Annotated in this window: 26 protein-coding genes; 6 read left to right on the plus strand and 20 right to left on the minus strand. The window is 63.7% G+C overall.

Annotated features, from left to right (window positions below):
- Positions 1-18: 18 nt before the first annotated feature.
- Positions 19-1,323: a homoserine dehydrogenase gene (locus B2U07_RS07755; protein WP_197856303.1), complete on the minus strand. Its 1,305-nt coding sequence runs from the start codon at positions 1,321-1,323 to the stop codon at positions 19-21.
- A 248-nt stretch (positions 1,324-1,571) separates the two neighbouring features.
- Positions 1,572-2,297: a thioredoxin fold domain-containing protein gene (locus B2U07_RS07760; RefSeq protein ID WP_275545933.1), complete on the minus strand. Its 726-nt coding sequence runs from the start codon at positions 2,295-2,297 to the stop codon at positions 1,572-1,574.
- A gap of 302 nt (positions 2,298-2,599) precedes the next feature.
- On the opposite strand from B2U07_RS07760, the gene B2U07_RS07765 reads away from it, so the two are divergent.
- Positions 2,600-3,025 (plus strand): organic hydroperoxide resistance protein, encoded by a 426-nt coding sequence (locus B2U07_RS07765; RefSeq protein ID WP_106735689.1) that lies wholly within the window; start codon positions 2,600-2,602, stop codon positions 3,023-3,025.
- A 59-nt stretch (positions 3,026-3,084) separates the two neighbouring features.
- Positions 3,085-3,345, plus strand: a complete 261-nt coding sequence (locus tag B2U07_RS07770) for a DUF2790 domain-containing protein (RefSeq protein WP_296276709.1) — start codon at positions 3,085-3,087, stop codon at positions 3,343-3,345.
- Positions 3,346-3,419: 74 nt separating this feature from the next.
- Here the strand turns inward: B2U07_RS07770 and xerD are convergent, their stop codons facing one another.
- The 7 genes from xerD to ffh all read right to left on the minus strand — a co-directional run bounded on the left by xerD (position 3,420) and on the right by ffh (position 8,405).
- Positions 3,420-4,316: a site-specific tyrosine recombinase XerD gene (xerD, locus tag B2U07_RS07775; protein WP_275545935.1), complete on the minus strand. Its 897-nt coding sequence runs from the start codon at positions 4,314-4,316 to the stop codon at positions 3,420-3,422.
- A gap of 91 nt (positions 4,317-4,407) precedes the next feature.
- Positions 4,408-4,821 carry an acyl-CoA thioesterase gene (locus tag B2U07_RS07780; protein WP_275545936.1) on the minus strand — a complete coding sequence of 138 codons (414 nt, stop codon included), beginning with the start codon at positions 4,819-4,821 and terminating at the stop codon, positions 4,408-4,410.
- Between the two features lie 80 nt (positions 4,822-4,901).
- The gene (gene rplS / locus B2U07_RS07785) at positions 4,902-5,252 is read right to left on the minus strand and encodes a 50S ribosomal protein L19 (RefSeq protein ID WP_003246155.1); all 351 of its coding nucleotides are present in this window, start codon (positions 5,250-5,252) and stop codon (positions 4,902-4,904) included.
- Positions 5,253-5,294: 42 nt separating this feature from the next.
- A complete protein-coding gene (gene trmD, locus B2U07_RS07790; protein ID WP_143499718.1) occupies positions 5,295-6,038 on the minus strand; it encodes a tRNA (guanosine(37)-N1)-methyltransferase TrmD in 744 nt (247 codons plus the stop codon).
- A gap of 5 nt (positions 6,039-6,043) precedes the next feature.
- The gene (gene rimM, locus B2U07_RS07795; RefSeq protein WP_275545937.1) at positions 6,044-6,580 is read right to left on the minus strand and encodes a ribosome maturation factor RimM; all 537 of its coding nucleotides are present in this window, start codon (positions 6,578-6,580) and stop codon (positions 6,044-6,046) included.
- Positions 6,581-6,589: 9 nt separating this feature from the next.
- Positions 6,590-6,841 (minus strand): 30S ribosomal protein S16, encoded by a 252-nt coding sequence (gene rpsP, locus B2U07_RS07800; protein ID WP_009403592.1) that lies wholly within the window; start codon positions 6,839-6,841, stop codon positions 6,590-6,592.
- Between the two features lie 184 nt (positions 6,842-7,025).
- Positions 7,026-8,405, minus strand: a complete 1,380-nt coding sequence (gene ffh / locus B2U07_RS07805; RefSeq protein WP_275545938.1) for a signal recognition particle protein — start codon at positions 8,403-8,405, stop codon at positions 7,026-7,028.
- A 157-nt stretch (positions 8,406-8,562) separates the two neighbouring features.
- Between ffh and B2U07_RS07810 the strand changes: the two genes are divergently transcribed.
- Together B2U07_RS07810 and B2U07_RS07815 are read left to right on the plus strand one after the other, a co-directional pair.
- Positions 8,563-9,363: a cytochrome C assembly family protein gene (locus tag B2U07_RS07810; protein WP_197858512.1), complete on the plus strand. Its 801-nt coding sequence runs from the start codon at positions 8,563-8,565 to the stop codon at positions 9,361-9,363.
- A gap of 10 nt (positions 9,364-9,373) precedes the next feature.
- Positions 9,374-10,660, plus strand: coding sequence for an HlyC/CorC family transporter (locus B2U07_RS07815; RefSeq protein ID WP_275545939.1), 1,287 nt, complete (start codon positions 9,374-9,376; stop codon positions 10,658-10,660).
- Here B2U07_RS07815 and B2U07_RS07820 read toward each other — a convergent pair.
- Genes B2U07_RS07820 through B2U07_RS07840 form a run of 5 tightly spaced genes read right to left on the minus strand, consistent with a single transcriptional unit; the run spans position 10,632 to position 13,909 of the window.
- Complete coding sequence (locus tag B2U07_RS07820) at positions 10,632-11,366, minus strand: SGNH/GDSL hydrolase family protein (protein ID WP_275545940.1); 735 nt, start codon at positions 11,364-11,366, stop codon at positions 10,632-10,634. The genes B2U07_RS07815 and B2U07_RS07820 overlap by 29 nt on opposite strands.
- Positions 11,363-12,544 carry a formate-dependent phosphoribosylglycinamide formyltransferase gene (purT, locus tag B2U07_RS07825; RefSeq protein WP_275545941.1) on the minus strand — a complete coding sequence of 394 codons (1,182 nt, stop codon included), beginning with the start codon at positions 12,542-12,544 and terminating at the stop codon, positions 11,363-11,365. Before purT ends, B2U07_RS07820 begins: the two co-directional genes overlap by 4 nt.
- Before the next feature lie 22 nt (positions 12,545-12,566).
- Entirely contained in the window at positions 12,567-12,764 is a 198-nt protein-coding gene (locus tag B2U07_RS07830; RefSeq protein ID WP_275545942.1) for a DUF1289 domain-containing protein, read from the minus strand.
- Positions 12,757-13,281, minus strand: a complete 525-nt coding sequence (locus tag B2U07_RS07835) for a gamma carbonic anhydrase family protein (protein WP_275545943.1) — start codon at positions 13,279-13,281, stop codon at positions 12,757-12,759. The genes B2U07_RS07830 and B2U07_RS07835 overlap by 8 nt, the downstream gene beginning before the upstream one ends.
- Positions 13,282-13,303: 22 nt before the next feature.
- The gene (locus B2U07_RS07840) at positions 13,304-13,909 is read right to left on the minus strand and encodes a CoA pyrophosphatase (protein ID WP_275545944.1); all 606 of its coding nucleotides are present in this window, start codon (positions 13,907-13,909) and stop codon (positions 13,304-13,306) included.
- Between the two features lie 150 nt (positions 13,910-14,059).
- Here B2U07_RS07840 and B2U07_RS07845 point away from each other — a divergent pair, with 150 nt between their 5' ends.
- Together B2U07_RS07845 and B2U07_RS07850 are read left to right on the plus strand one after the other, a co-directional pair.
- The gene (locus B2U07_RS07845) at positions 14,060-14,614 is read left to right on the plus strand and encodes an NUDIX hydrolase (protein ID WP_275545945.1); all 555 of its coding nucleotides are present in this window, start codon (positions 14,060-14,062) and stop codon (positions 14,612-14,614) included.
- Between the two features lie 19 nt (positions 14,615-14,633).
- Positions 14,634-15,137 carry a L,D-transpeptidase family protein gene (locus B2U07_RS07850; RefSeq protein ID WP_275545946.1) on the plus strand — a complete coding sequence of 168 codons (504 nt, stop codon included), beginning with the start codon at positions 14,634-14,636 and terminating at the stop codon, positions 15,135-15,137.
- A gap of 4 nt (positions 15,138-15,141) precedes the next feature.
- Here B2U07_RS07850 and B2U07_RS07855 read toward each other — a convergent pair whose 3' ends face one another.
- From B2U07_RS07855 to gspH, 6 genes are read right to left on the minus strand one after another with little or no spacing between them, the layout of a single operon-like run.
- Positions 15,142-15,798, minus strand: a complete 657-nt coding sequence (locus tag B2U07_RS07855) for a general secretion pathway protein GspN (protein ID WP_275545947.1) — start codon at positions 15,796-15,798, stop codon at positions 15,142-15,144.
- On the minus strand, positions 15,795-16,181 hold the full coding sequence (gene gspM, locus B2U07_RS07860) for a type II secretion system protein GspM (RefSeq protein WP_275545948.1): 387 nt from the start codon (positions 16,179-16,181) through the stop codon (positions 15,795-15,797). Before gspM ends, B2U07_RS07855 begins: the two co-directional genes overlap by 4 nt.
- A complete protein-coding gene (gspL, locus tag B2U07_RS07865) occupies positions 16,178-17,278 on the minus strand; it encodes a type II secretion system protein GspL (RefSeq protein WP_275545949.1) in 1,101 nt (366 codons plus the stop codon). Before gspL ends, gspM begins: the two co-directional genes overlap by 4 nt.
- Positions 17,275-17,865 (minus strand): PulJ/GspJ family protein, encoded by a 591-nt coding sequence (locus B2U07_RS07870; RefSeq protein ID WP_275545950.1) that lies wholly within the window; start codon positions 17,863-17,865, stop codon positions 17,275-17,277. Before B2U07_RS07870 ends, gspL begins: the two co-directional genes overlap by 4 nt.
- Positions 17,862-18,227 carry a prepilin-type N-terminal cleavage/methylation domain-containing protein gene (locus B2U07_RS07875; RefSeq protein WP_275545951.1) on the minus strand — a complete coding sequence of 122 codons (366 nt, stop codon included), beginning with the start codon at positions 18,225-18,227 and terminating at the stop codon, positions 17,862-17,864. The genes B2U07_RS07870 and B2U07_RS07875 overlap by 4 nt, the downstream gene beginning before the upstream one ends.
- Entirely contained in the window at positions 18,224-18,670 is a 447-nt protein-coding gene (gene gspH, locus B2U07_RS07880; protein ID WP_275545952.1) for a type II secretion system minor pseudopilin GspH, read from the minus strand. The genes B2U07_RS07875 and gspH overlap by 4 nt, the downstream gene beginning before the upstream one ends.
- Positions 18,671-18,673 lie beyond the last annotated feature (3 nt).

An 18,673-nucleotide genomic window follows, 5' to 3' on the forward strand; every position in this document is an offset into this window, starting at 1 on the left:
CTGCGGGTGGACACGGGATTAGTTGAGCTGTTCGACGCGCAGACGCATGACCGGCGAGGTCACGCCATCCAGCGCTTCCATGGCGGCGATGGCCTCGATGATACGCGCCTCGACCACACGATGGGTCACGAGGATCATCGGTACCAGGCCGTCCTGCTCCTCGGCTTCCTTCTGCATGATCGACTCGATGTTGATGCCACGCTCGGAGAGGATGCTCGCCACCTGCGCCAGCACGCCCGGATGATCCTTGGCCTGGATGCGCAGGTAGTAAGCGCTCTCACACGCCTCGATCGGCAGGATCGGGTGATCGGACAGCGAGTCCGGCTGGAAGGCCAGGTGCGGCACGCGATTGGTCGGGTCGGTGGTCAGCGCACGCACCACGTCCACCAGGTCGGCCACCACCGCTGATGCGGTCGGCTCCATGCCGGCACCGGCACCGTAATACAACGTGCTACCAACCGCATCGCCATTGACCATTACCGCATTCATCACGCCGTTGACGTTGGCGATCAGACGGTCGGCCGGAATCAGCGTCGGGTGCACGCGCAGCTCGATACCGGCGTCGGTACGACGCGCGACACCCAGATGCTTGATGCGATAGCCCAGAGCCTCAGCATAGTTCACGTCAGCAGTGGTCAGCTTGGTGATGCCCTCGGTGTAGGCCTTGTCGAACTGCAGCGGAATGCCGAAAGCGATGGAGGCCAGGATGGTCAGCTTGTGCGCGGCATCGATGCCCTCGACGTCGAAGGTAGGATCGGCTTCGGCATAACCCAGCGCCTGCGCTTCCTTGAGCACGTCCTCGAAGGCACGGCCCTTCTCGCGCATTTCGGTAAGGATGAAGTTGCCGGTACCGTTGATGATGCCGGCCAGCCAGTTGATGCGGTTGGCAGACAGACCTTCGCGGATGGCCTTGATCACTGGAATACCGCCAGCGACGGCAGCTTCGAAAGCGACGATAACGCCCTTCTCGCGCGCCTTGGCGAAGATCTCGTTACCGTGCACGGCGATCAGCGCCTTGTTGGCGGTAACCACGTGCTTGCCATTCTCGATGGCCTTGAGCACCAGTTCCTTGGCCAAGGTGTAGCCGCCGATCAGCTCGATGACGATGTCGATCTCGGGGTTGTTGACCAGCTCGAACACATCGCTGGTCATGGCAATGCCGGTGGTGTCGTACTGCGGCTTGGGCGAGCGAATGGCGATCTGGGCAATCTCGATGCCGCGACCGGCGCGCCGAGTAATCTCCTCGGCATTGCGCTTGAGTACATTCAAAGTACCGCCACCGACGGTGCCCAACCCACAGATGCCCACTTTGACCGGCTTCACACTCAATTCCCCATCAGCACTGCACGAAACGGCCGGAGCATGCCCCGGCCGCAGATAAAGAGCCGCACCTTACGAAGCGGCTGTTTGTTAGTCAATCCACGGCGCACAGAACCTTTTCACGAGCTCGCGAGCTAGAGCTATGCAAGGCAAAAACAGGCGAGGAAGCGCAGTTTACGAAGTGTAAATGAGCATTCCGAGCCTGTTTTTAACGCAGCAGAGCCGACGCGCAGCAGGTCGTGGACAGGTTCTTAGTTAGATTCCAGGGCAATTTTGGCCAGCTGCGGTGCCGGCTGATAGCCCGGAATCATCTTGCCGTTGGCCAGGACGATGGCTGGGGTGCCGTTGACCCCGATCATCTGACCCAACTGATACTGCTTGGCCACCGGGTTGTCGCAGGTCGCATCGGCTACACCCTTGCGAGTCTTGGCGCGATTCATCGCGTCCTGCTGGTCCTTGGCGCACCAGACGCTGACCAGCTCCTTGGCCGCCGGGCTGTTCAGCCCCTGCCGCGGAAAGGCGACATAACGCACTTCGACGCCCAGGCGGTTGAGTTCAGGCACTTCGCTGTGCAGCTTCTGACAATAGCCGCAGTCGGTATCGGTGAAGACCGTGATATGGGTCTTCGGCGCCTTGGGCGCGAACACCACCATTTCCTTGGCTGGAATGGCGTTGATCTGCTTGGCCACGGCGCGGCTCTCTTCGATTTCGGTCAGGTTGACGGCCTTGCCGTCCTTGACCTGGAACAGATAGCCCTGCAGCAGGAACTGCCCATCAGCGCTGGTATAGAGCTGGCGACCACCTTCCAGTTGCACCTGATAAATGCCGGTCATCGGACTCTCGGCAATGGCCTCGATCGGCAGGCTGGCGTCGAGCGACTTCAGTGACTGACGAATGACCTGATCGGGGTCGGCAGCCAGCGTGACGCTACTGCCCAGCGTGAGCGCCAGAGCAATGGAAATACGGGTCAGGGACATGAACACTCCTGTCGAACGACGGACCGGTGAAAATCGCTACAGCCTACCACAGATGGCGCGCCAGACAGCCGATCAGGTAGCAGACGACGCATAAGCTGCGTCAGAACCAACGGCCATACGCACAACCGAGACGCGGGCTTCCGAGCCTTATTCCAATAACGTTAAGGCATATAGCGAAAAGATCCTTATATTTATCTTGCGCGCTAATATTTTGCGCATTACAGTTCGCTCCATGGAAACGGTTGGCGCACAAGACATTAGCGAACCAATCCATCACCACATTACCTAAAAGGATCACCGCCATGACTATCGAAAACGTTCTCTACCGTGCAACCGCTGAAGCCTTTGGTGGCCGTGAAGGCCGCGCAGTGTCCTCCGACGGCATCCTCGACATCGCCCTGACCACCCCGAAAGAACTCGGTGGCGCCGGCGGTAACGGCACCAACCCGGAACAACTGTTCGCCGCCGGCTACTCCGCCTGCTTCCTCGGCGCCCTGAAATTCGTCGCCGCCCGCGACAAGCTGAGCATCCCGGCTGACACCTTCATCGAAGGCACCGTCGGCATCGGCGCCATCCCCACCGGCTTCGGCATCGAAGTGGAACTACGCATCAGCCTGCCCGGCCTGGATCGCGACGCCGCACAAACCCTGGTGGATCGCGCGCACATCGTCTGCCCGTACTCCAACGCCACCCGCGGCAACATCGACGTCACCCTGACCATCGTCTGACAGATAGCAGCCAGCGCTCGCAGCCATAGCCCGAGCGCGGCGCCAAGAGGAGAACCACCATGAAAACCCGCACCCTGTTCGCCCCCGCACTGACCGCCATCGCTCTCAGCGCATTGCTCACCACCCTGGCCCACAGCGCCGAGGCCACGCCCTACCGCTACGGCCAGAACCTGGATATCGCCAAGATGATTTCCATCGACGTGCCCAATAGCGCCCAGTGCGAAGTGGTCACGGCGCAGATGACCTACCGCAACAGTGCGGGTGAGGTGGAAACCCTCAGCTACGAGCAACTTTCCAGCGCCTGCACACTGCAGAGCTGATCGCCCCGAGCCGCTCGCCAAGCACAGCGAAACCCCGCCACCGGCAACGGTGACGGGGTTTCGTTTATGGCCAGTCAGCCACGCGGGTGGTGTTGCGCATGCAGCTCCTGCAGGCGGGCACGCGCGATATGCGTGTAGATCTGCGTAGTGGACAGGTCGCTGTGACCCAGCAGCATCTGCACCACGCGCAGGTCGGCGCCGTGATTGAGCAGATGCGTGGCGAAGGCATGGCGCAAGGTATGCGGCGACAGCGCCTTGCTGATACCGGCGACCTGCGCCTGGTGCTTGATGCGATGCCAGAAGGTCTGCCGGGTCATCTGCTCGCCACGCAGACTGGGGAACAGCACATCACTTGGCTTGCCGCCAAGCAACAGCGGGCGCGCCTCGCGCATGTAACGCTCGATCCAGGCGATGGCCTCCTCGCCCAGCGGCACCAGACGCTCCTTGCTGCCCTTGCCGAACACCCGCAACACGCCCTGGCGCAGATTGACCTGCTCCAGCGTCAGACCAACCAGCTCGCTGACGCGCAAGCCGCAGGCATAGAGTACTTCGAGCATGGCGCGATCACGCAGGCCAATGGGGTCATCCAGGTCCGGCGCCTGCAGCAGCGCCTCGACATCCGCTTCGGACAACGACTTGGGCAATGGGCGACCGATCTGCGGCAGCTCGACCTGCAAGGTTGGGTCTTCACTGATCAGCGTTTCACGCAGCAGGAAACGGTAGAAACCGCGCACCCCGGAGAGAAAGCGCGCCGTGGAGCGCGCCTGATAGCCCTGCTCGAGGCGCCAGGCCAGATGATCGAGAATGGCATCGCGACCAATGTGCTGCAGCGCCAGGCCGCGCGCATCGAGCCAGGCATTGAAGTGTTCCAGATCGCTGCGGTAGGCAGCCTGAGTGTGGGCCGAGAGCCCCTTTTCCAGCCACAGCGCCTCGAGGAAGCGCTCGATTAGAGGGTGAGTCAGCGCAGGCATCGAGTGACCTTCAATTACAGGGCAGGCAAGTGTTCCACAGCCTGCACCCGACGCACCAGCAGACCAGCCTGACATTCAGGCAGGCATCTGACTAGCTAACGAAGCCTGGCAAGACCGGCACGGGCTTTTGCTGCTCATCGACAGCGACGAAACTGAAGCTACCGCTGATCGCCCGCTCACGTCCTTCCTGATACAGCCCCTCGACGAATACCTCGACCTCCACCTTGAGGCTGGTATTGCCGGCCTTAATCACCCGCCCGATCAGCTCGACGATCGAGCCGGCCGGTATCGCATGCTTGAAGTCGATCCGATCGCTGGACACCGTCACCAGCGGCAAACGGCAGAAGCGCGTGGCGGCGATGAACGACACCTCGTCCATCCAGGCCAGCGCGGTGCCGCCGAACAGGGTGTTGTGGTGATTGGTCGTCGGCGGAAACACCGCCTTGGTCACACGGGTTTCCGATAGCGCGATGCGCCGCTGGATTTCTTGCTCTCTTGGAGTCATGCCACTGCTACTCATGATTACTGGACGCCAGAAACGAAAAAAGCAGCCCGTAGGCTGCTTTTCCAGAGAAGCGTCCGAACTTAGGACAGCTTTTCCTTGATGCGCGCGGCTTTGCCGGACAGGTCGCGCAGGTAGTACAGCTTGGCTTTGCGTACGTCACCGCGACGCTTGACGCTCAGGCTGTCGACCAGCGGCGAGTAGGTCTGGAAGGTACGCTCGACGCCAACACCGCTGGAGATCTTGCGCACGGTGAAAGCGCTGTTCAGGCCGCGGTTACGCTTGGCGATCACGACGCCTTCGAAAGCCTGCAGACGCTGACGGTCGCCTTCCTTCACTTTCACTTGCACGACAACGGTGTCGCCCGGTGCGAAAGTCGGGATTTCTTTGTTCATTTGCTCGGCTTCGAGCATCTGGATAATTTTGTTGGTCATGCTTCGCTCCTAAGACAAGCCTCCCGGCCTGCCATCGATACGTTAACTATCGTCCCGCTGGCGGATGTATTCCTCCAGCAGCTTCTTCTCTTCTCCAGAAAGCGAGCGGCTATCCAGAAGATCAGCGCGGCGTTCCCAGGTCCGACCAAGGGACTGCTGCAAACGCCAGCGCCGGATGTGTTCGTGGTTGCCACTAAGCAACACTTCGGGAACACGTTTATCCGCATACACCTCCGGGCGGGTGTAGTGCGGGCAGTCGAGCAGGCCATCCGTAAAGGAGTCCTCCTCGGCCGAATCGGCATGACCCAATGCACCAGGCAAAAGGCGCGTCACCGCATCGATCAGCACCATGGCCGGCAGCTCACCGCCGGACAGGACGTAGTCGCCAATCGACCATTCCTCATCGACATGCGTCTCGATGAAACGCTCGTCGATGCCTTCATAACGACCGGCGATCAGGATCAATGCATCCTCCTGCGCCAGCTCGCGGACCGCAGCCTGATTCAGACTACGCCCCTGCGGCGACAGGTAGATCACCTTCGCCGTCTCCCCCGCGGCCTGCCTGGCACTGGCCAAAGCGTCCTCGAGAGGCTTGATCTTCATCACCATCCCCGGACCACCGCCGAAGGGGCGGTCATCCACCGTATGGTGGCGATCCGTCGTGTAGTCCCGCGGGTTCCAGCAGTTGAGCTTGAGCAGCTCCTGCCTGACCGCACGACTGGTGATGCCGTACTCGCCGATGGCGGCGAACATTTCCGGGAACAGGGTGATGACTTCTACGCGCATGAGCCTTAGAAATCCGCATCCCAGTCGACCCGCATCTCGCCAGCCGCCAGATCGATCGAAAGCACGCACTGGTCCGTGTAGGGCAGCAGACGCTCGCGATCATCCAGGCTGCCTGCGCAAGCCCTGACCACCATCACATCGTTGGCACCGGTCTCGAACAGATGGTCGACCATGCCGAGCAACTGCCCCGCCTGATCGATGACCTTCAAGCCCTGCAACTGGTACCAGTAGAACTCGCCGTCATCCAGGTCCGGCAGCTCGCTACGCGGCACGCAGATCTCGAAACCGGCGTAGGTACGCGCAATTTCGCGATCATCCAGACCCTTCAACTTGGCTACCAGCACCTTGCCTTGCAGGCGGCCGCTGGCCAATTCCACTTTCTTTACCTCACCGTCACGCTTGAGCGTCCAGTGGCGGTAATCGAGCACGTTATCGATGGGATCGGTAAAGGAGTACACCTTCACTTCACCCTTGACGCCGTGCACCGAAACAATCTTGCCGAGAACGATCAGATCCTCGGCGACGGCCGGCGTCGTACTCATAGAAGATGCTTAGGCAGCAGCCTTGGCAGCTTCCTTGAGCAGCTGAGCAACGCGCTCAGACGGCTGTGCACCCTGGCTCAGCCAGTAGGTAGCGCGCTCTTGGTTTACGGACAGCTTGACTTCAGCACCCGAGGCGATCGGATTGAAGAAACCGATACGCTCTACGAAGCGACCGTCGCGCGCATTGCGGCTGTTGGTCACGGTCAGGTGGTAGAAGGGGCGCTTTTTGGAGCCGCCGCGAGCGAGACGAATAGTTACCATGAGAACATCGTTCCTGTAGTCGGTGCTAACTTGAGGCACACATCAAAAATGGGCCTAGGCCCGAAAGGCCGCATATTCTATGAGCAAAAGCGGTAGGCTTCAAGCCACAAGCTACAAGTAAAAGCAGATTTTCAGACTGCAGCTCTTTCTTGCGGCTTGAAGCTCGTGGCTTGTGGCTGCTTTCCTAGAATTTCGGCATTCCGCCGCCACCGGGAAGCATGCCGCCCATACCGCGCATCATCTTGGCCATGCCGCCCTTGGCGGTGAATTTCTTCATCATCTTCTGCATCTGCTTGTGCTGTTTGATCAGCCGCCCGATGTCCTGCACCTGAGTACCGGAGCCCAGGGCGATGCGGCGCTTGCGCGAGCCGCTGATGATGTCCGGATCGCGGCGCTCGGCAGGCGTCATCGAGTTGATGATCGCTTCCATCTGCTTGAACTGCTTCTCGGCCGCGCCCTGGGCACTGCCCATCTGCGACAGGTTGACGCCACCGATGGACGGCAGTTTGTCCATCAGGCCGCCAAGGCCACCCATGTTCTTCATCTGTTGCAGCTGGTCGCGGAAGTCTTCGAGGTCGAAGCCCTTGCCCTTCTTCAGCTTCTTGGTGAGCTTCTCGGCCTTCTCGCGATCGAGGGTCTGTTCGGCCTGTTCGATCAGGCTGAGCACGTCGCCCATGCCCAGGATGCGCGAGGCGATACGATCCGGGTGGAACGGCTCGAGCGCGTCGCTCTTCTCGCCCATACCGATGAACTTGATCGGCTTGCCGGTGATGTGGCGCACCGACAGCGCGGCACCGCCGCGAGCGTCACCGTCGACCTTGGTCAGCACCACACCGGTCAGCGGCAGCGCATCGCTGAACGCCTTGGCCGTGTTGGCGGCGTCCTGACCGGTCATGGCATCGACCACGAACAGGGTTTCAACCGGCTTGACCGCCGCATGCAGCGCCTGGATCTCGGCCATCATCTCGGCGTCCACGGCCAAACGGCCGGCGGTATCGAGAATGACCACGTCGATGAACTTCAGCTTGGCTTCGCGGATGGCCGCATTGGCGATGTCCACCGGCTTCTGACTGGCATCGGAGGGGAAGAAGGTGACGCCGAGGTCGCCGGCCAGGGTTTCCAGCTGCTTGATCGCAGCCGGACGATAGACGTCGGCGGACACCAGCAGCACCGATTTCTTCTTGCGCTCCTTGAGGAACTTGGCCAGCTTGCCGGCGGTGGTGGTCTTGCCCGCGCCCTGCAGGCCGGCCATCAGCACCACGGCAGGCGGCGTGGCGTTGAGCGCCAGGTCCTCGTTGGCCGCGCCCATGAGTTCTTCCAGCTCGGCGCGGACGATCTTCACGAATGCCTGGCCCGGGGTCAGGCTCTTGGACACCTCGGTGCCGACGGCACGCTCCTTGACCTTGCCGACGAAGTCCTTGACCACCGGCAGGGCCACGTCGGCCTCGAGCAGGGCCATACGCACTTCGCGCAGCGTATCCTTGATATTGTCTTCGGTCAGCTTGGCCTTGCCCGTGACGTTACGCAGCGTCTGAGACAGGCGATCGGTTAGATTTTCGAACATGCGCGTTCCTTTGATAGGTGCGACCCGGCGCGCCGGGTGTACGACAGGCGGCGGATTATAGCGGAGTCGCCGAGCCGCCGACACCGCCGGCAGTCTTTCGTGTCGACGCCCTTCTGTGCCACACTCAGCGCCTTTCGGGCTCGCCTTACACGGATTTATGCACCCTCTGTTGCCCAGCCTCGCCGCCGCCCTCCTTTATGCCGGCGCCGCCGCTTACCAAGGTCTGCGCCTGACGCAGCGCAGCATTCCCGACAAACGCCTGCTGGCGTCGCTTGGTGTGCTCGCCTTGTGCCTGCATGTCGTCAGCCTGTTTTTCCAGCTGTACGACGTACACGGTCTCAACCTGGACTTCTTCAATGCAGCCAGCCTGATCGCCTGCGCGGTCATCGGCCTGATTCTTCTGGCCTGCGTGCGCATACCGGTGGAAAACCTGCTTCTGTTGCTGTTCCCGCTCGGCACGCTGACCGTGCTGGCCGCGGAGTTCATGCCCAGCGGCACGATCAACCCGATCGACGAACACCCCGGCATCCTCGCCCATATCCTGCTGTCGGTGCTGGCCTACGGCATGCTCACCATCGCCGTGTTCCAGTCGGTGCTGTTGCTGCTGCAGGACTATCAGCTCAAGCACAAGCATCCATCCGGGCTGATCCGCAACTTCCCCCCGCTGCAGACCATGGAAAGCCTGCTGTTCGGCTTCCTCTTCGCTGGCTGGGTGCTGCTGTCGCTGTCGCTGCTGTCCGGCGCGCTGTACATCGATGATCTGTTCGCCCAGCACCTGGTGCACAAGACCATCCTGTCCTGTTTCGCCTGGGTGGTGTTCGCAGTGCTGCTGTGGGGTCGCCACCAGCTCGGCTGGCGCGGTCACAAGGCCATTCGCTGGACCCTCGCCGGGTTCTGCCTGCTGATGCTGGCCTACTTCGGCAGCAAGCTGGTGCGCGAATTCATCCTGCACATCTGAGGCAGACGTCGTGAACGACCTTCATTCGACCTACCTGCTCGGCCTGCTGATTTTTCTGATTCTCTGCTCGGCGTTCTTCTCCAGCTCCGAGACCGGCATGCTCAGCCTCAACCGCTATCGGCTCAAGCATCTGGCCAAGGAAGGACACAGCGGCGCCAAACGCGTGACCCGCTTGCTCGACCGCCCGGACCGCCTGCTCGGCACCATCCTGGTCGGCAACAATGTGGTCAACATTCTCGCCGCCTCCATCGCCACGGTGCTGGCGGTCGATATGTGGGGTGAGGCAGGCATCGCCATCGCCACCGCCGGCCTGACCATCGTTGTACTGATTTTCGGCGAGATCACGCCCAAGACCTTGGCTGCACTGCGCCCGGAACTGGTCGCCTTCCCTGCCAGTCGCGTGCTGAGCCTGCTGCAACGCGTGCTCTACCCGGTGGTATGGCTGACCGGTGTGATCAGCAACGGCCTGCTGCGCCTGGTCGGCGTCGATCCGGCGCAGCGCGCCAGTGACAGCCTGTCCACCGAGGAGCTGCGCAGCGTGGTGCGCGAATCCGGCTCGGAGCTGCCGAAGAACCGCCAGGACATGCTGCTGGGCATTCTCGATCTGGAACGGGTCACGGTCGATGACATCATGATTCCGCGCAACGAAGTGGCCGGCATCGATCTCGACGACGACCTGGAGGTCATCGTCGGCCAGTTGCGCAGCACGCCGCACACGCGCCTGCCGGTGTTCCGCGGCGACATCAACCAGATCGAGGGTGTGGTGCACATGCGCCAGATCGCCCGCCTGCTGACGCATAACCAGTTGACCAAGGACGCGCTGCTGGCAGCCTGCAACGAACCCTATTTCATCCCGGAAAATACGCCGCTGGCGACCCAGCTGATCAACTTCCAGAAGCAGAAGCGGCGCATCGGCATCGTCGTCGACGAATACGGCGACGTGATCGGTATCGTCACCCTGGAAGACATCCTCGAAGAGATCGTCGGCGACTTCAGCAACCAGGACAGCCTGCGCAGCCCCGACATCCACCCGCAGGAAGACGGCACGCTGGTCATCGATGGTGCCGCCTACATTCGCGAAGTGAACAAGACCCTCGGCTGGCACCTGCCCAGCGATGGGCCCAAGACCCTCAACGGCCTGATCACCGAGGCGCTGGAAACCATCCCCGACAGCAGCGTCTGCCTGAAGATCGGCCCCTATCGCCTGGAGATCCTCCAGGCCGCGGAAAACCGGGTGAAGAGCGTGCGCGTGTGGCAGGTGAAGAAGATCAAACCGGACGCTGAAGAAACGGAGTGAGGCGTTCGCCAAGCCCCGCCGCCCATTGCCGGTAGCCCAGCGCCGACGGGTGATAGCCATCCTCGGCCAGATAGTGGGCCTCGAACGGTAGCTCCAGCGCGCAATGCATCGCCCCGAGGCGTTGCGCGAGATTCTGCAATTCACCATCGAGCAAACGCGCGCGCCAACCCATCAATTGCCGCAGCAACCAGGGCAAGGCGCTGAAATGCTGTAACGGCGGCACCGCGCTGAACGCCACGAGACAACCCCGAGCTGCCAGCGCATCGGCCATCGCCGTAAGCGCCTGCAGCCAGCGCCTGCTCGCAGTCAGGCCCGTGGTGTCATTGACGCCGAATACCAGCAGCGCCAGATCGGCAGGTTCCGCCAGCCCCAGCGGCAGCAGACGCTCATGTGCCTGAGCTACGGTGATGCCGTTCTCGCCACAGGCGCGCCAGCGCACCGGTCGCCCCAGACGTTCGGCCAGGGCAGCGGCCAGGCAACTCGCCAGAGACTGATCGAAACGGGTGACGCCGACGCCGGCCACGGTCGACTCACCGATCAGCAGCAGGCGAAACGGCTCACCCGGCAAATGCGCCGCGGCGATGCCGCTCGGCTCGCCCTGCGCAACCGGCAGGCGCAACGCCGTACGCCGGGTGTGCAGGGCCAGAGGCAGCGCTAATGGCAGCAGCGGCAAGGTCGCCAGCCACCACAGCGCGTGCCGGCTCACAGCTGCACGCGAACCGCTTGCGCGCTACGCAGCGCCTTGGCGCGAGCCGTTTCAATGGAGGCGTCACGCGCCAGCGCCACGCCCATGCGCCGTTGGCCTTTGACTTCCGGCTTGCCGAACAGACGCAGCGCCGTGTCTTCCTCGCTCAGCGCAGCGCCGAGGTTGGCGAAGCTGGCCTGCTGCGAATCGCCTTCCACCAGAATCACCGCCGATGCCGATGGCCCCATCTGGCGGATCACCGGGATCGGCAGGCCGAGAATGGCGCGCGCATGCAGGGCGAATTCGGAAAGTTCCTGAGAGATCAACGTCACCAGACCGGTGTCATGCGGGCGCGGCGAGACCTCGCTGAACCACACCTGATCGCCCTTGACGAACAGTTCGACACCGAACAGACCACGCCCGCCCAGCGCCTCGGTCACGGCCAGGGCGACGCGCTCAGATTCGGCCAGTGCCTTGGCGCTCATCGGCTGCGGCTGCCAGGACTCCTGATAGTCGCCATTCTCCTGACGATGGCCGATCGGCGCGCAGAAACTGGTGCCACCCGCGTGACGCACGGTCAGCAGGGTAATTTCATAATCGAAATCGATGAAGCCCTCGACGATCACCCGGCCCTTGCCGGCACGACCACCTTCCTGGGCGTACTCCCAGGCACGCTGCAGGTCGGCGTCGCTCTTGAGCACGCTCTGGCCCTTGCCGGAGGAACTCATGATCGGCTTGACCACGCAGGGGTAGCCGACGGATTTCACCGCCGCGGCGTAATCCTCGAAGGTGTCGGAGAAATGATATGGTGAAGTCGGCAGCCCCAGTTCTTCGGCCGCCAGGCGACGAATGCCCTCGCGGTTCATGGTCAGTTGCGCGGCGCGCGCGGTCGGCACCACGTTGAAACCTTCGGCCTCCAGCTCGACCAGCGTGGCAGTGGCGATGGCCTCGATCTCCGGGACGATGTAGTTCGGCTGCTCCTTCTCGATCACCGCGCGCAGGGCCGCGCCGTCGAGCATGTCGATAACGTGACTGCGATGCGCCACCTGCATGGCAGGGGCATTGGCATAGCGATCCACGCCGATGACTTCGCAGCCCAGGCGCTGCAGCTCGATCACCACTTCCTTGCCGAGCTCGCCGCAGCCACACAGCAGTACGCGGGTCGCGGAGGGCGACAGAGGGGTTCCAATACGGGGCATGAGGGTTTCCTCGAACAGTGAATCAGGAAGGCGTCAGTAGCAGGCCGCAGGCGCGGGCGCGCTCCAGGCAAAGTTGCAGCACCTCGCGGCGCTCGGCATTGTCCATGCGGCCCCAGCGGGTGATTTCGGCAGCCGTACGCTGACAGCCGATGCAGATGTCCTGCTCGTCCAGCGCGCAGACATGTACGCAGGGCGAGCGCACGGGTTTTTCGTCACTCATCGTCAACAACCAGCTCTCGGGCATAGCGCTGCGCATTATGAACGTAATGGGCGGCACTGGCTTCGAGCATCTTCTTCTGCTGCTCGGTCAGTTCGCGCACCACCTTGCCCGGGCTGCCCATGACCAGGCTGCCATCGGGAATCACCTTGCCTTCGGGAATCAGGCTGTTGGCGCCGATGATGCAGTATTTGCCGATCCTGGCGCCGTTGAGGATCACCGCGTTGATGCCGATCAGGCTGTAATCGTCGACGCTGCAGCCGTGCATCATCACGTTGTGGCCGACGGTGACGCCCTTGCCCAGGGTCAACGGAAAGCCCATGTCGGTGTGCATGACACTGCCGTCCTGCACGTTGCTGTTCTCACCGATATGGATCAGTTCGTTGTCGCCGCGCAGCACCGCACCGAACCAGACGCTGGCCCCCGCCTCCAGGCGGATCTTGCCGATCAGATCGGCGCTTGGCGCGACCCAACTATCGGGATGGGCATCGACACGGGAGCTTCCCAGACGGTATTTCATGCTCGTCAGTCCTCGGCGCTAGTCAGCGCAGGTGTATGAAGTGTTCGGGCGGCTGGTGCAGGGCGATTTGCGCATCGTCGAAGATCAGGTTGACCAACTCCACCACCATGATCGCCGTGAGCCCCCAGATGCGGAACTCGCCATAGGTGTAGGACGGCACGTACCAGCTGCGCCCGAGGTAATCGATACGGTGGGTTATCTCGCGCGGGTCGCTGCGGAAGAACTCCAGCGGCACCGAGAACACCGCGGCGATTTCGGCATCGTTGGCCTTGTACTCGACGTAGTCCGGCACCACTCCGACGTAAGGCGTGACCTGAATGCCATGCCGCGACACCAGGCTGCTGAGCGGCCCGACCACTTCGACCAACCCCGGTGGCAGGCCGATCTCCTCCTCGGCCTCACGCAGCGCGGTGTCTACCAGATCGCGATCTTCCGGATCGCGCCGGCCACCCGGGAAGGCGACCTCGCCACCGTGGGTCGACAAACCGCTGGCGCGCAGGGTCAGCACCAGCTCAGGTTCATCACTGCGGGTAATCGGGACCAGCACCGCCGCCTCGGGGAAGCTGCGCTCGGTCTCCAGAGGGTGCGGGCTGTAGCCGCGCACGCGATGGAGCAACTCGTCCAGCATGGGCATACTCGGAGTCTTGTTTTGCCAGGCATCATGGCATGAAAGCAGCCGGCCGCCCAACCCCGAGGAAAGGGCCGAGCGGCCTGTAAAGCAGGCTTGCCGGTCATCGCACCGGCCGCCAAGATAGCGCCAGAACCAAGAGGAGCGGGCATGAAATTCTGCAATCAGTGCGGCAACCCCGTCACCCGCATGATCCCGACCGGCGACAACCGCATGCGCCATGTCTGCGGTCACTGCGCCACCGTGCATTACGAAAACCCGCGTATCGTTGCCGGCTGCCTGCCCATATGGCATGACCAGGTGCTGCTCTGCCGCCGCGCCATCGAGCCACGTCGGGGCTACTGGACATTGCCTGCCGGCTTCATGGAAAACGGCGAGACCATCGAACAGGCCGCCGCCCGTGAAACCCTCGAAGAAGCCTGCGCGCGTGTACGCGACCTCAGCCTCTACACCCTGTTCGACCTGCCGCATATCAGCCAGGTGTACATGATGTTTCGCGCCGAACTGGTGGATCTGGATTTCGCTGTTGGCGAGGAAAGCCTGGAAGTACGCCTGTTCGAGGAATCGCAGATCCCCTGGTCAGAGCTGGCTTTCCCGACCATAGGCCGTACCTTAGAATGCTTCTTCGCCGACCGTCGGCAGAATTCCTTCCCGGTACGCAATGAGCCACTCGAAGCGTTGCGTGCCCATTACACACCCCGTTGACCCTTGCGGACGATCCCCGATGCGCTGGTTGTTGCCCCTGCTCTGCCTGACTCTCAGCTTCAACGCCCTGGCCAGCACTACGCCAGCGACCGGCAGCCGCACCGTGGACAAGGTGCTGGTGCTCAAGTCCGAACGCAAACTGCACCTGCAGCAACGCGGCGAAACCATCAAGTCCTACCGCATTTCCCTGGGCAAACAGCCCGATGGCGCCAAGCAGCGTGAAGGCGACCTACGCACACCGGAAGGCTTCTACTGGATCGACTGGCGCAAGCCGAGCGACAAGTACCAGCTGTCGCTGCACATCTCCTACCCCAACGCCCGCGACCTGGCCAAGGCCAAGGAAGCCGGCGTACCGCCAGGCAGCATGATCATGATTCACGGCACGCCGCTGGACGAGGAGTACCCGGAGTGGTTCTTCCATACGCTGGACTGGACCGAAGGCTGCATCGCCATGAAGAACGACGACATGCGCGAGGTCTGGAGCCTGGTCAAGGATGGCACGCTGATCGAAATCAGGCCCTAGCTGCCTACCAGCGAATATTGCGTGCCAGACGCGTGTCGCCCGGTGTCAGCCACTGGGCACTGACCAGCACAGGATAGATCGCCGCCCCTGCCTCGACGGTGCCCTCCAGCTTCGCCCGCCGGCCAAGAATGTCCGCCTCCAGTTCGGCCTGGTGCTGGTCGGCCAGCTGCAGCTTCGCCAACAGTTTCATACCGGCTGAACAGTCCAGCTGCAAGGCGGCCTGGCCCAGCGGCAGTTGCCAGGGTGCCTGCAACTCGAGCGAGGTTACGCTCACCTGCCCTTGCGCTCGCCGGCACTGAGTGGCGCTACCGTGCAATGCAATACGCCCCTGCCAGTGCCCGGCCAACCGGTAGCTGCCGGCTTGGCCGGCATAGCGTTCACCGGGTTGCACCAGCACCTGCCAGTCCCAGGGCCAGCCCTGCATGCGCAGATCCCAGCGCTGCCCCTGCCAGCCCCCGCTGAAGTCTGCCCGCAGGCGCCAGGGCTGCAGGTGCCAAGCCGGGCGGTCGATCTCGGCGAGCCGCTCGGCCTGGCCGTGCCAGAGGCTGCCACTCAAGCCCGTCACAGGTAGCGCCAGGGGCTCGGCCAGCCAGCGCGCCGGCCACTGGCTGAGCAAGGTGAGCAGGAAAACCAGCGCACACCAGGCAGCACGTCGCTTCATGGGCTGATCACCACTTCGAAGCCGAGATCGGATTCACCCCGCTGCAGATTCCAGCCAAGAGGCTTGGCCCCTTCGCCGCGAATGTGCAGCAACCAGTCGTGCAGGTGTCGCTCATCGCTCACCCTGCCCGTCAGCAGCCAATTGCCCTCGCGCACCTCGGCCAGTTCGATGCTGAGCCGGCCCTGCTCGGCGGATTGGCGCAACTGCTCGATGGCAAGCGGCGCGCGAACCTGCAGAGCCGCCGCCGACGTGGCCAGGCTGCGCCACTGTTGCAGCGTCTGCCAGCGGGCCAGTACTTCACGCCCGGCCAGGATAGCCAACAGCACGCCGATGCAGCCCAGCGCCAGCCACTGCCGCATGCGCGGCGACAAGATGAAGGTCATGGGCCGGCCTCTAGGTCGAAGGATATGTTCAGGTTGCCAGGCTGCTGCTCGACTCGGGCCACCGCCCCCACCTCGTCGGCGAACGCCTGCCAGGGAGCTGCGCCATCGCCGTCGCCGTTCAATCGCAGGCGCCAACTGCGTCCGTCGTAAGCCACGCTGTCAAGCTGCCAGTCAGCCTGCTGCGACAACCACTGGCTGACACGCGCCTGCAACTGCTCTACCTGACGCAGGCGCAGGCGCTGCTCGTCCGCTTCCTCACGCAGACGCCTGAGGTGCTGGGTAGCCTGGGGCAGAAGCTCGGCAGCGCCGGTCACCGCCCACACCTGCTGCTGGTACTGCGCCTGCTGGCGCCATTGCTGGCTTGCCCAGATCCCGCCCCAGAGCATGGTCAGGGCCAGGCAGGCCGCGGGCAGGCGCCAGTCCAGCCGCAGCCCGGAGGCGAGCCTGCGGCGCTTGCCGGTCTGGAGGTCGAAGGTGCCGGGCAGGTTGTCGAGTGGCGGAAGTTGGTCCGGCCAGGGGCCGTCAGTTTGCACCACTGCGCCCGCGTATCCACCGGCCTCTGGCGGCTCACCCAGCGTCTCGGGCCAGGCCAGCCAGAACTGCTGTCCCGCGGCCGAGGCACGCTTGTACAGCTGCAGCCCGGGCTCACGTTGCCAGCCCAGCACTTGCGAGGGTTCTGCCCGTGGCAGCAGTTGCAGCTCGGCCCAGCAGCGCTCGGGTTGAAGGCCCCAGGCCTGGCAGCACGCCGACCAGCGCTGCAGCCGCTGCGCATCGACGCAGACCAGTTCCAGCCAGCCGGGCTGTCGGGCGATGCAGCCGATCGATACCTGCTCGGCGGGCTGCAGCAGGCGGTCTTCGAGCAACAGCGGCCATTCGTGACGCTTCAGCCCCGGTGGTGCCTGCAGGTGAAAGTGACTGCAGACCTCCGCCGGGATCAGCAGCGCCACACGAGCTTTGGCCATTGCCGGCGGCTCGCCGCTGCCCGACGCGCGGACCCGACCGCCCTCCACGCGGGCCCACTGCCACGACTCAGCCTCTGCCGAGGGCCGCAGCAGCAGCCAGGGACGCAGGTTGCGCCGCCAGCGTTCAGGCTTCATAGACGCCCCCAGGGCAGGGCGAAGGTGCATACATACGGTGCTCCATCACGTTGGAAAGTCAGGCGTACGCCGCGGTCAGGCCGCAGCAGGTCAGGGGACGGCGCGGCCACCCAGCGTCCTTCCTGGCGAAAGCTCAGCTGCACGGCGTCCACACCCGACAATTGCTCGCGGGCGACCCAGCGCGCCTGGTCAGGGGCGTACAGATCGTTACTGGTAAACACGCCCAGGCGCTGGTTACGGGCGTCGAAGCGCAGCCGCTGACGCTGCAGGCGCGAGGTGCCGGCCTCTCCCGCCCAGGCATCGAGGGTCACCCACTGCAACTGAGCTTGCCCCTCGTGCCAGTCCAGCCAGCGGGCCTCCAGCGGCATCCTCCGCTCATACAGCTGGCGCAGCACCAGGGTGTCGAAACGTCGTTCCAGCGCCAGGCAGAAATCCAGCACGGCGCTGCCTTGCCCGCTGTCCTGCAGGCGCTCGCGAACGCTGCTCCAGCCGCTGACCAGTGCCGCGAGCAGCACGCCGAGCATGGCGGTAAGCGCCAGCGCGACCAACAGTTCGATCAGGGTCAGGCCCTGTTGCCCGGTTCTCATGGGCGCACCAGAAACACCAGGTACTGGCCCATCGATGCGCGTCCGTCCCGGTCGGCGAACAAACTCAGATCGCCCCGGCGCAGCCGGTTCACGCCAGTGCCCTGCAGCTGCAGGCGCCAGTGGCAGTTGACCAGCCCCTGGCGAAGCACGCCAGCCGCCGAGGAGCCTGTCGGCCAGAAACGTTCCACGGCAAAACGCGCCTCCAGTTCCCTGGCGCACAACAACCCCGCCTGGTGCTGCTGCACGCTCTGCTGCACCGCCAGGCGCTGACGCAGCGCCTGGCTGCTGATGACGGCGAGCAAGGCGGCAATACCGAGGGCCACCGTCACCTCCAGCAGGGTGAAACCGCGCTGGCGCCTCATGGCTGCAACGTCCGCTGCAGCCGCCCCTGGGCATCCCAGCGCCAGACCTCGACGCCACCGGGCCAGCTCCAGCGCAGCGCGTCACTACGCACCAGACCGGTGGCCGAGACCACCAGACGCGGCTCGTCGCTGGCCGGCCAGTCCGGGCGCAACTCCCTGGGCCAGTCGCCCAGGGCCACCGGCTCGACCTGCCAGGCCGGCTGGCTGTCGCCCTCGACCTGGCGCACGAACTCCGGTCGTTCGCCCGTCCAGCGCAAGCCCTGCACCTGCCCTGCATGCACGGCCAGCCCGGCCTGGCTGCGCGCGGCCGCGGCAAGTCGCTCCAGGGCCTGGCGCGCAGCGCTCTGCTCGCCGTCCAGCCAGGCCACGGCGAGGCTGGTCAGCAGGCCGGCGATGAACAGCACCACCAGCAATTCGAGCAGACTGAACCCGCGCTCGCGCACCGC

It is taken from the genome of Pseudomonas sp. UBA7530 (assembly GCF_002479365.1).
Lineage (GTDB): Bacteria > Pseudomonadota > Gammaproteobacteria > Pseudomonadales > Pseudomonadaceae > Aquipseudomonas.

Bases quoted from the DNA above. Each gene is read 5' to 3' on its own strand.
- B2U07_RS07845 (WP_275545945.1), top strand. From the start codon at position 14,060: ATGAAATTCTGCAATCAGTGCGGCAACCCCGTCACCCGCATGATCCCG.
- ffh (WP_275545938.1), bottom strand. From the start codon at position 8,405: ATGTTCGAAAATCTAACCGATCGCCTGTCTCAGACGCTGCGTAACGTC.
- B2U07_RS07875 (WP_275545951.1), bottom strand. From the start codon at position 18,227: ATGAGGCGCCAGCGCGGTTTCACCCTGCTGGAGGTGACGGTGGCCCTC.
- rimM (WP_275545937.1), bottom strand. From the start codon at position 6,580: ATGAGTACGACGCCGGCCGTCGCCGAGGATCTGATCGTTCTCGGCAAG.
- purT (WP_275545941.1), bottom strand. From the start codon at position 12,544: ATGCCCCGTATTGGAACCCCTCTGTCGCCCTCCGCGACCCGCGTACTG.
- B2U07_RS07850 (WP_275545946.1), top strand. From the start codon at position 14,634: ATGCGCTGGTTGTTGCCCCTGCTCTGCCTGACTCTCAGCTTCAACGCC.
- rplS (WP_003246155.1), bottom strand. From the start codon at position 5,252: ATGACCAACAAAATTATCCAGATGCTCGAAGCCGAGCAAATGAACAAA.
- B2U07_RS07840 (WP_275545944.1), bottom strand. From the start codon at position 13,909: ATGCTGGACGAGTTGCTCCATCGCGTGCGCGGCTACAGCCCGCACCCT.
- rpsP (WP_009403592.1), bottom strand. From the start codon at position 6,841: ATGGTAACTATTCGTCTCGCTCGCGGCGGCTCCAAAAAGCGCCCCTTC.
- B2U07_RS07765 (WP_106735689.1), top strand. From the start codon at position 2,600: ATGACTATCGAAAACGTTCTCTACCGTGCAACCGCTGAAGCCTTTGGT.
- B2U07_RS07770 (WP_296276709.1), top strand. From the start codon at position 3,085: ATGAAAACCCGCACCCTGTTCGCCCCCGCACTGACCGCCATCGCTCTC.
- B2U07_RS07835 (WP_275545943.1), bottom strand. From the start codon at position 13,281: ATGAAATACCGTCTGGGAAGCTCCCGTGTCGATGCCCATCCCGATAGT.
- B2U07_RS07760 (WP_275545933.1), bottom strand. From the start codon at position 2,297: ATGTCCCTGACCCGTATTTCCATTGCTCTGGCGCTCACGCTGGGCAGT.
- B2U07_RS07870 (WP_275545950.1), bottom strand. From the start codon at position 17,865: ATGAGAACCGGGCAACAGGGCCTGACCCTGATCGAACTGTTGGTCGCG.
- gspL (WP_275545949.1), bottom strand. From the start codon at position 17,278: ATGAAGCCTGAACGCTGGCGGCGCAACCTGCGTCCCTGGCTGCTGCTG.
- trmD (WP_143499718.1), bottom strand. From the start codon at position 6,038: ATGCGCGTAGAAGTCATCACCCTGTTCCCGGAAATGTTCGCCGCCATC.
- B2U07_RS07780 (WP_275545936.1), bottom strand. From the start codon at position 4,821: ATGACTCCAAGAGAGCAAGAAATCCAGCGGCGCATCGCGCTATCGGAA.
- B2U07_RS07855 (WP_275545947.1), bottom strand. From the start codon at position 15,798: ATGAAGCGACGTGCTGCCTGGTGTGCGCTGGTTTTCCTGCTCACCTTG.
- gspM (WP_275545948.1), bottom strand. From the start codon at position 16,181: ATGACCTTCATCTTGTCGCCGCGCATGCGGCAGTGGCTGGCGCTGGGC.
- B2U07_RS07810 (WP_197858512.1), top strand. From the start codon at position 8,563: ATGCACCCTCTGTTGCCCAGCCTCGCCGCCGCCCTCCTTTATGCCGGC.
- xerD (WP_275545935.1), bottom strand. From the start codon at position 4,316: ATGCCTGCGCTGACTCACCCTCTAATCGAGCGCTTCCTCGAGGCGCTG.
- B2U07_RS07830 (WP_275545942.1), bottom strand. From the start codon at position 12,764: ATGAGTGACGAAAAACCCGTGCGCTCGCCCTGCGTACATGTCTGCGCG.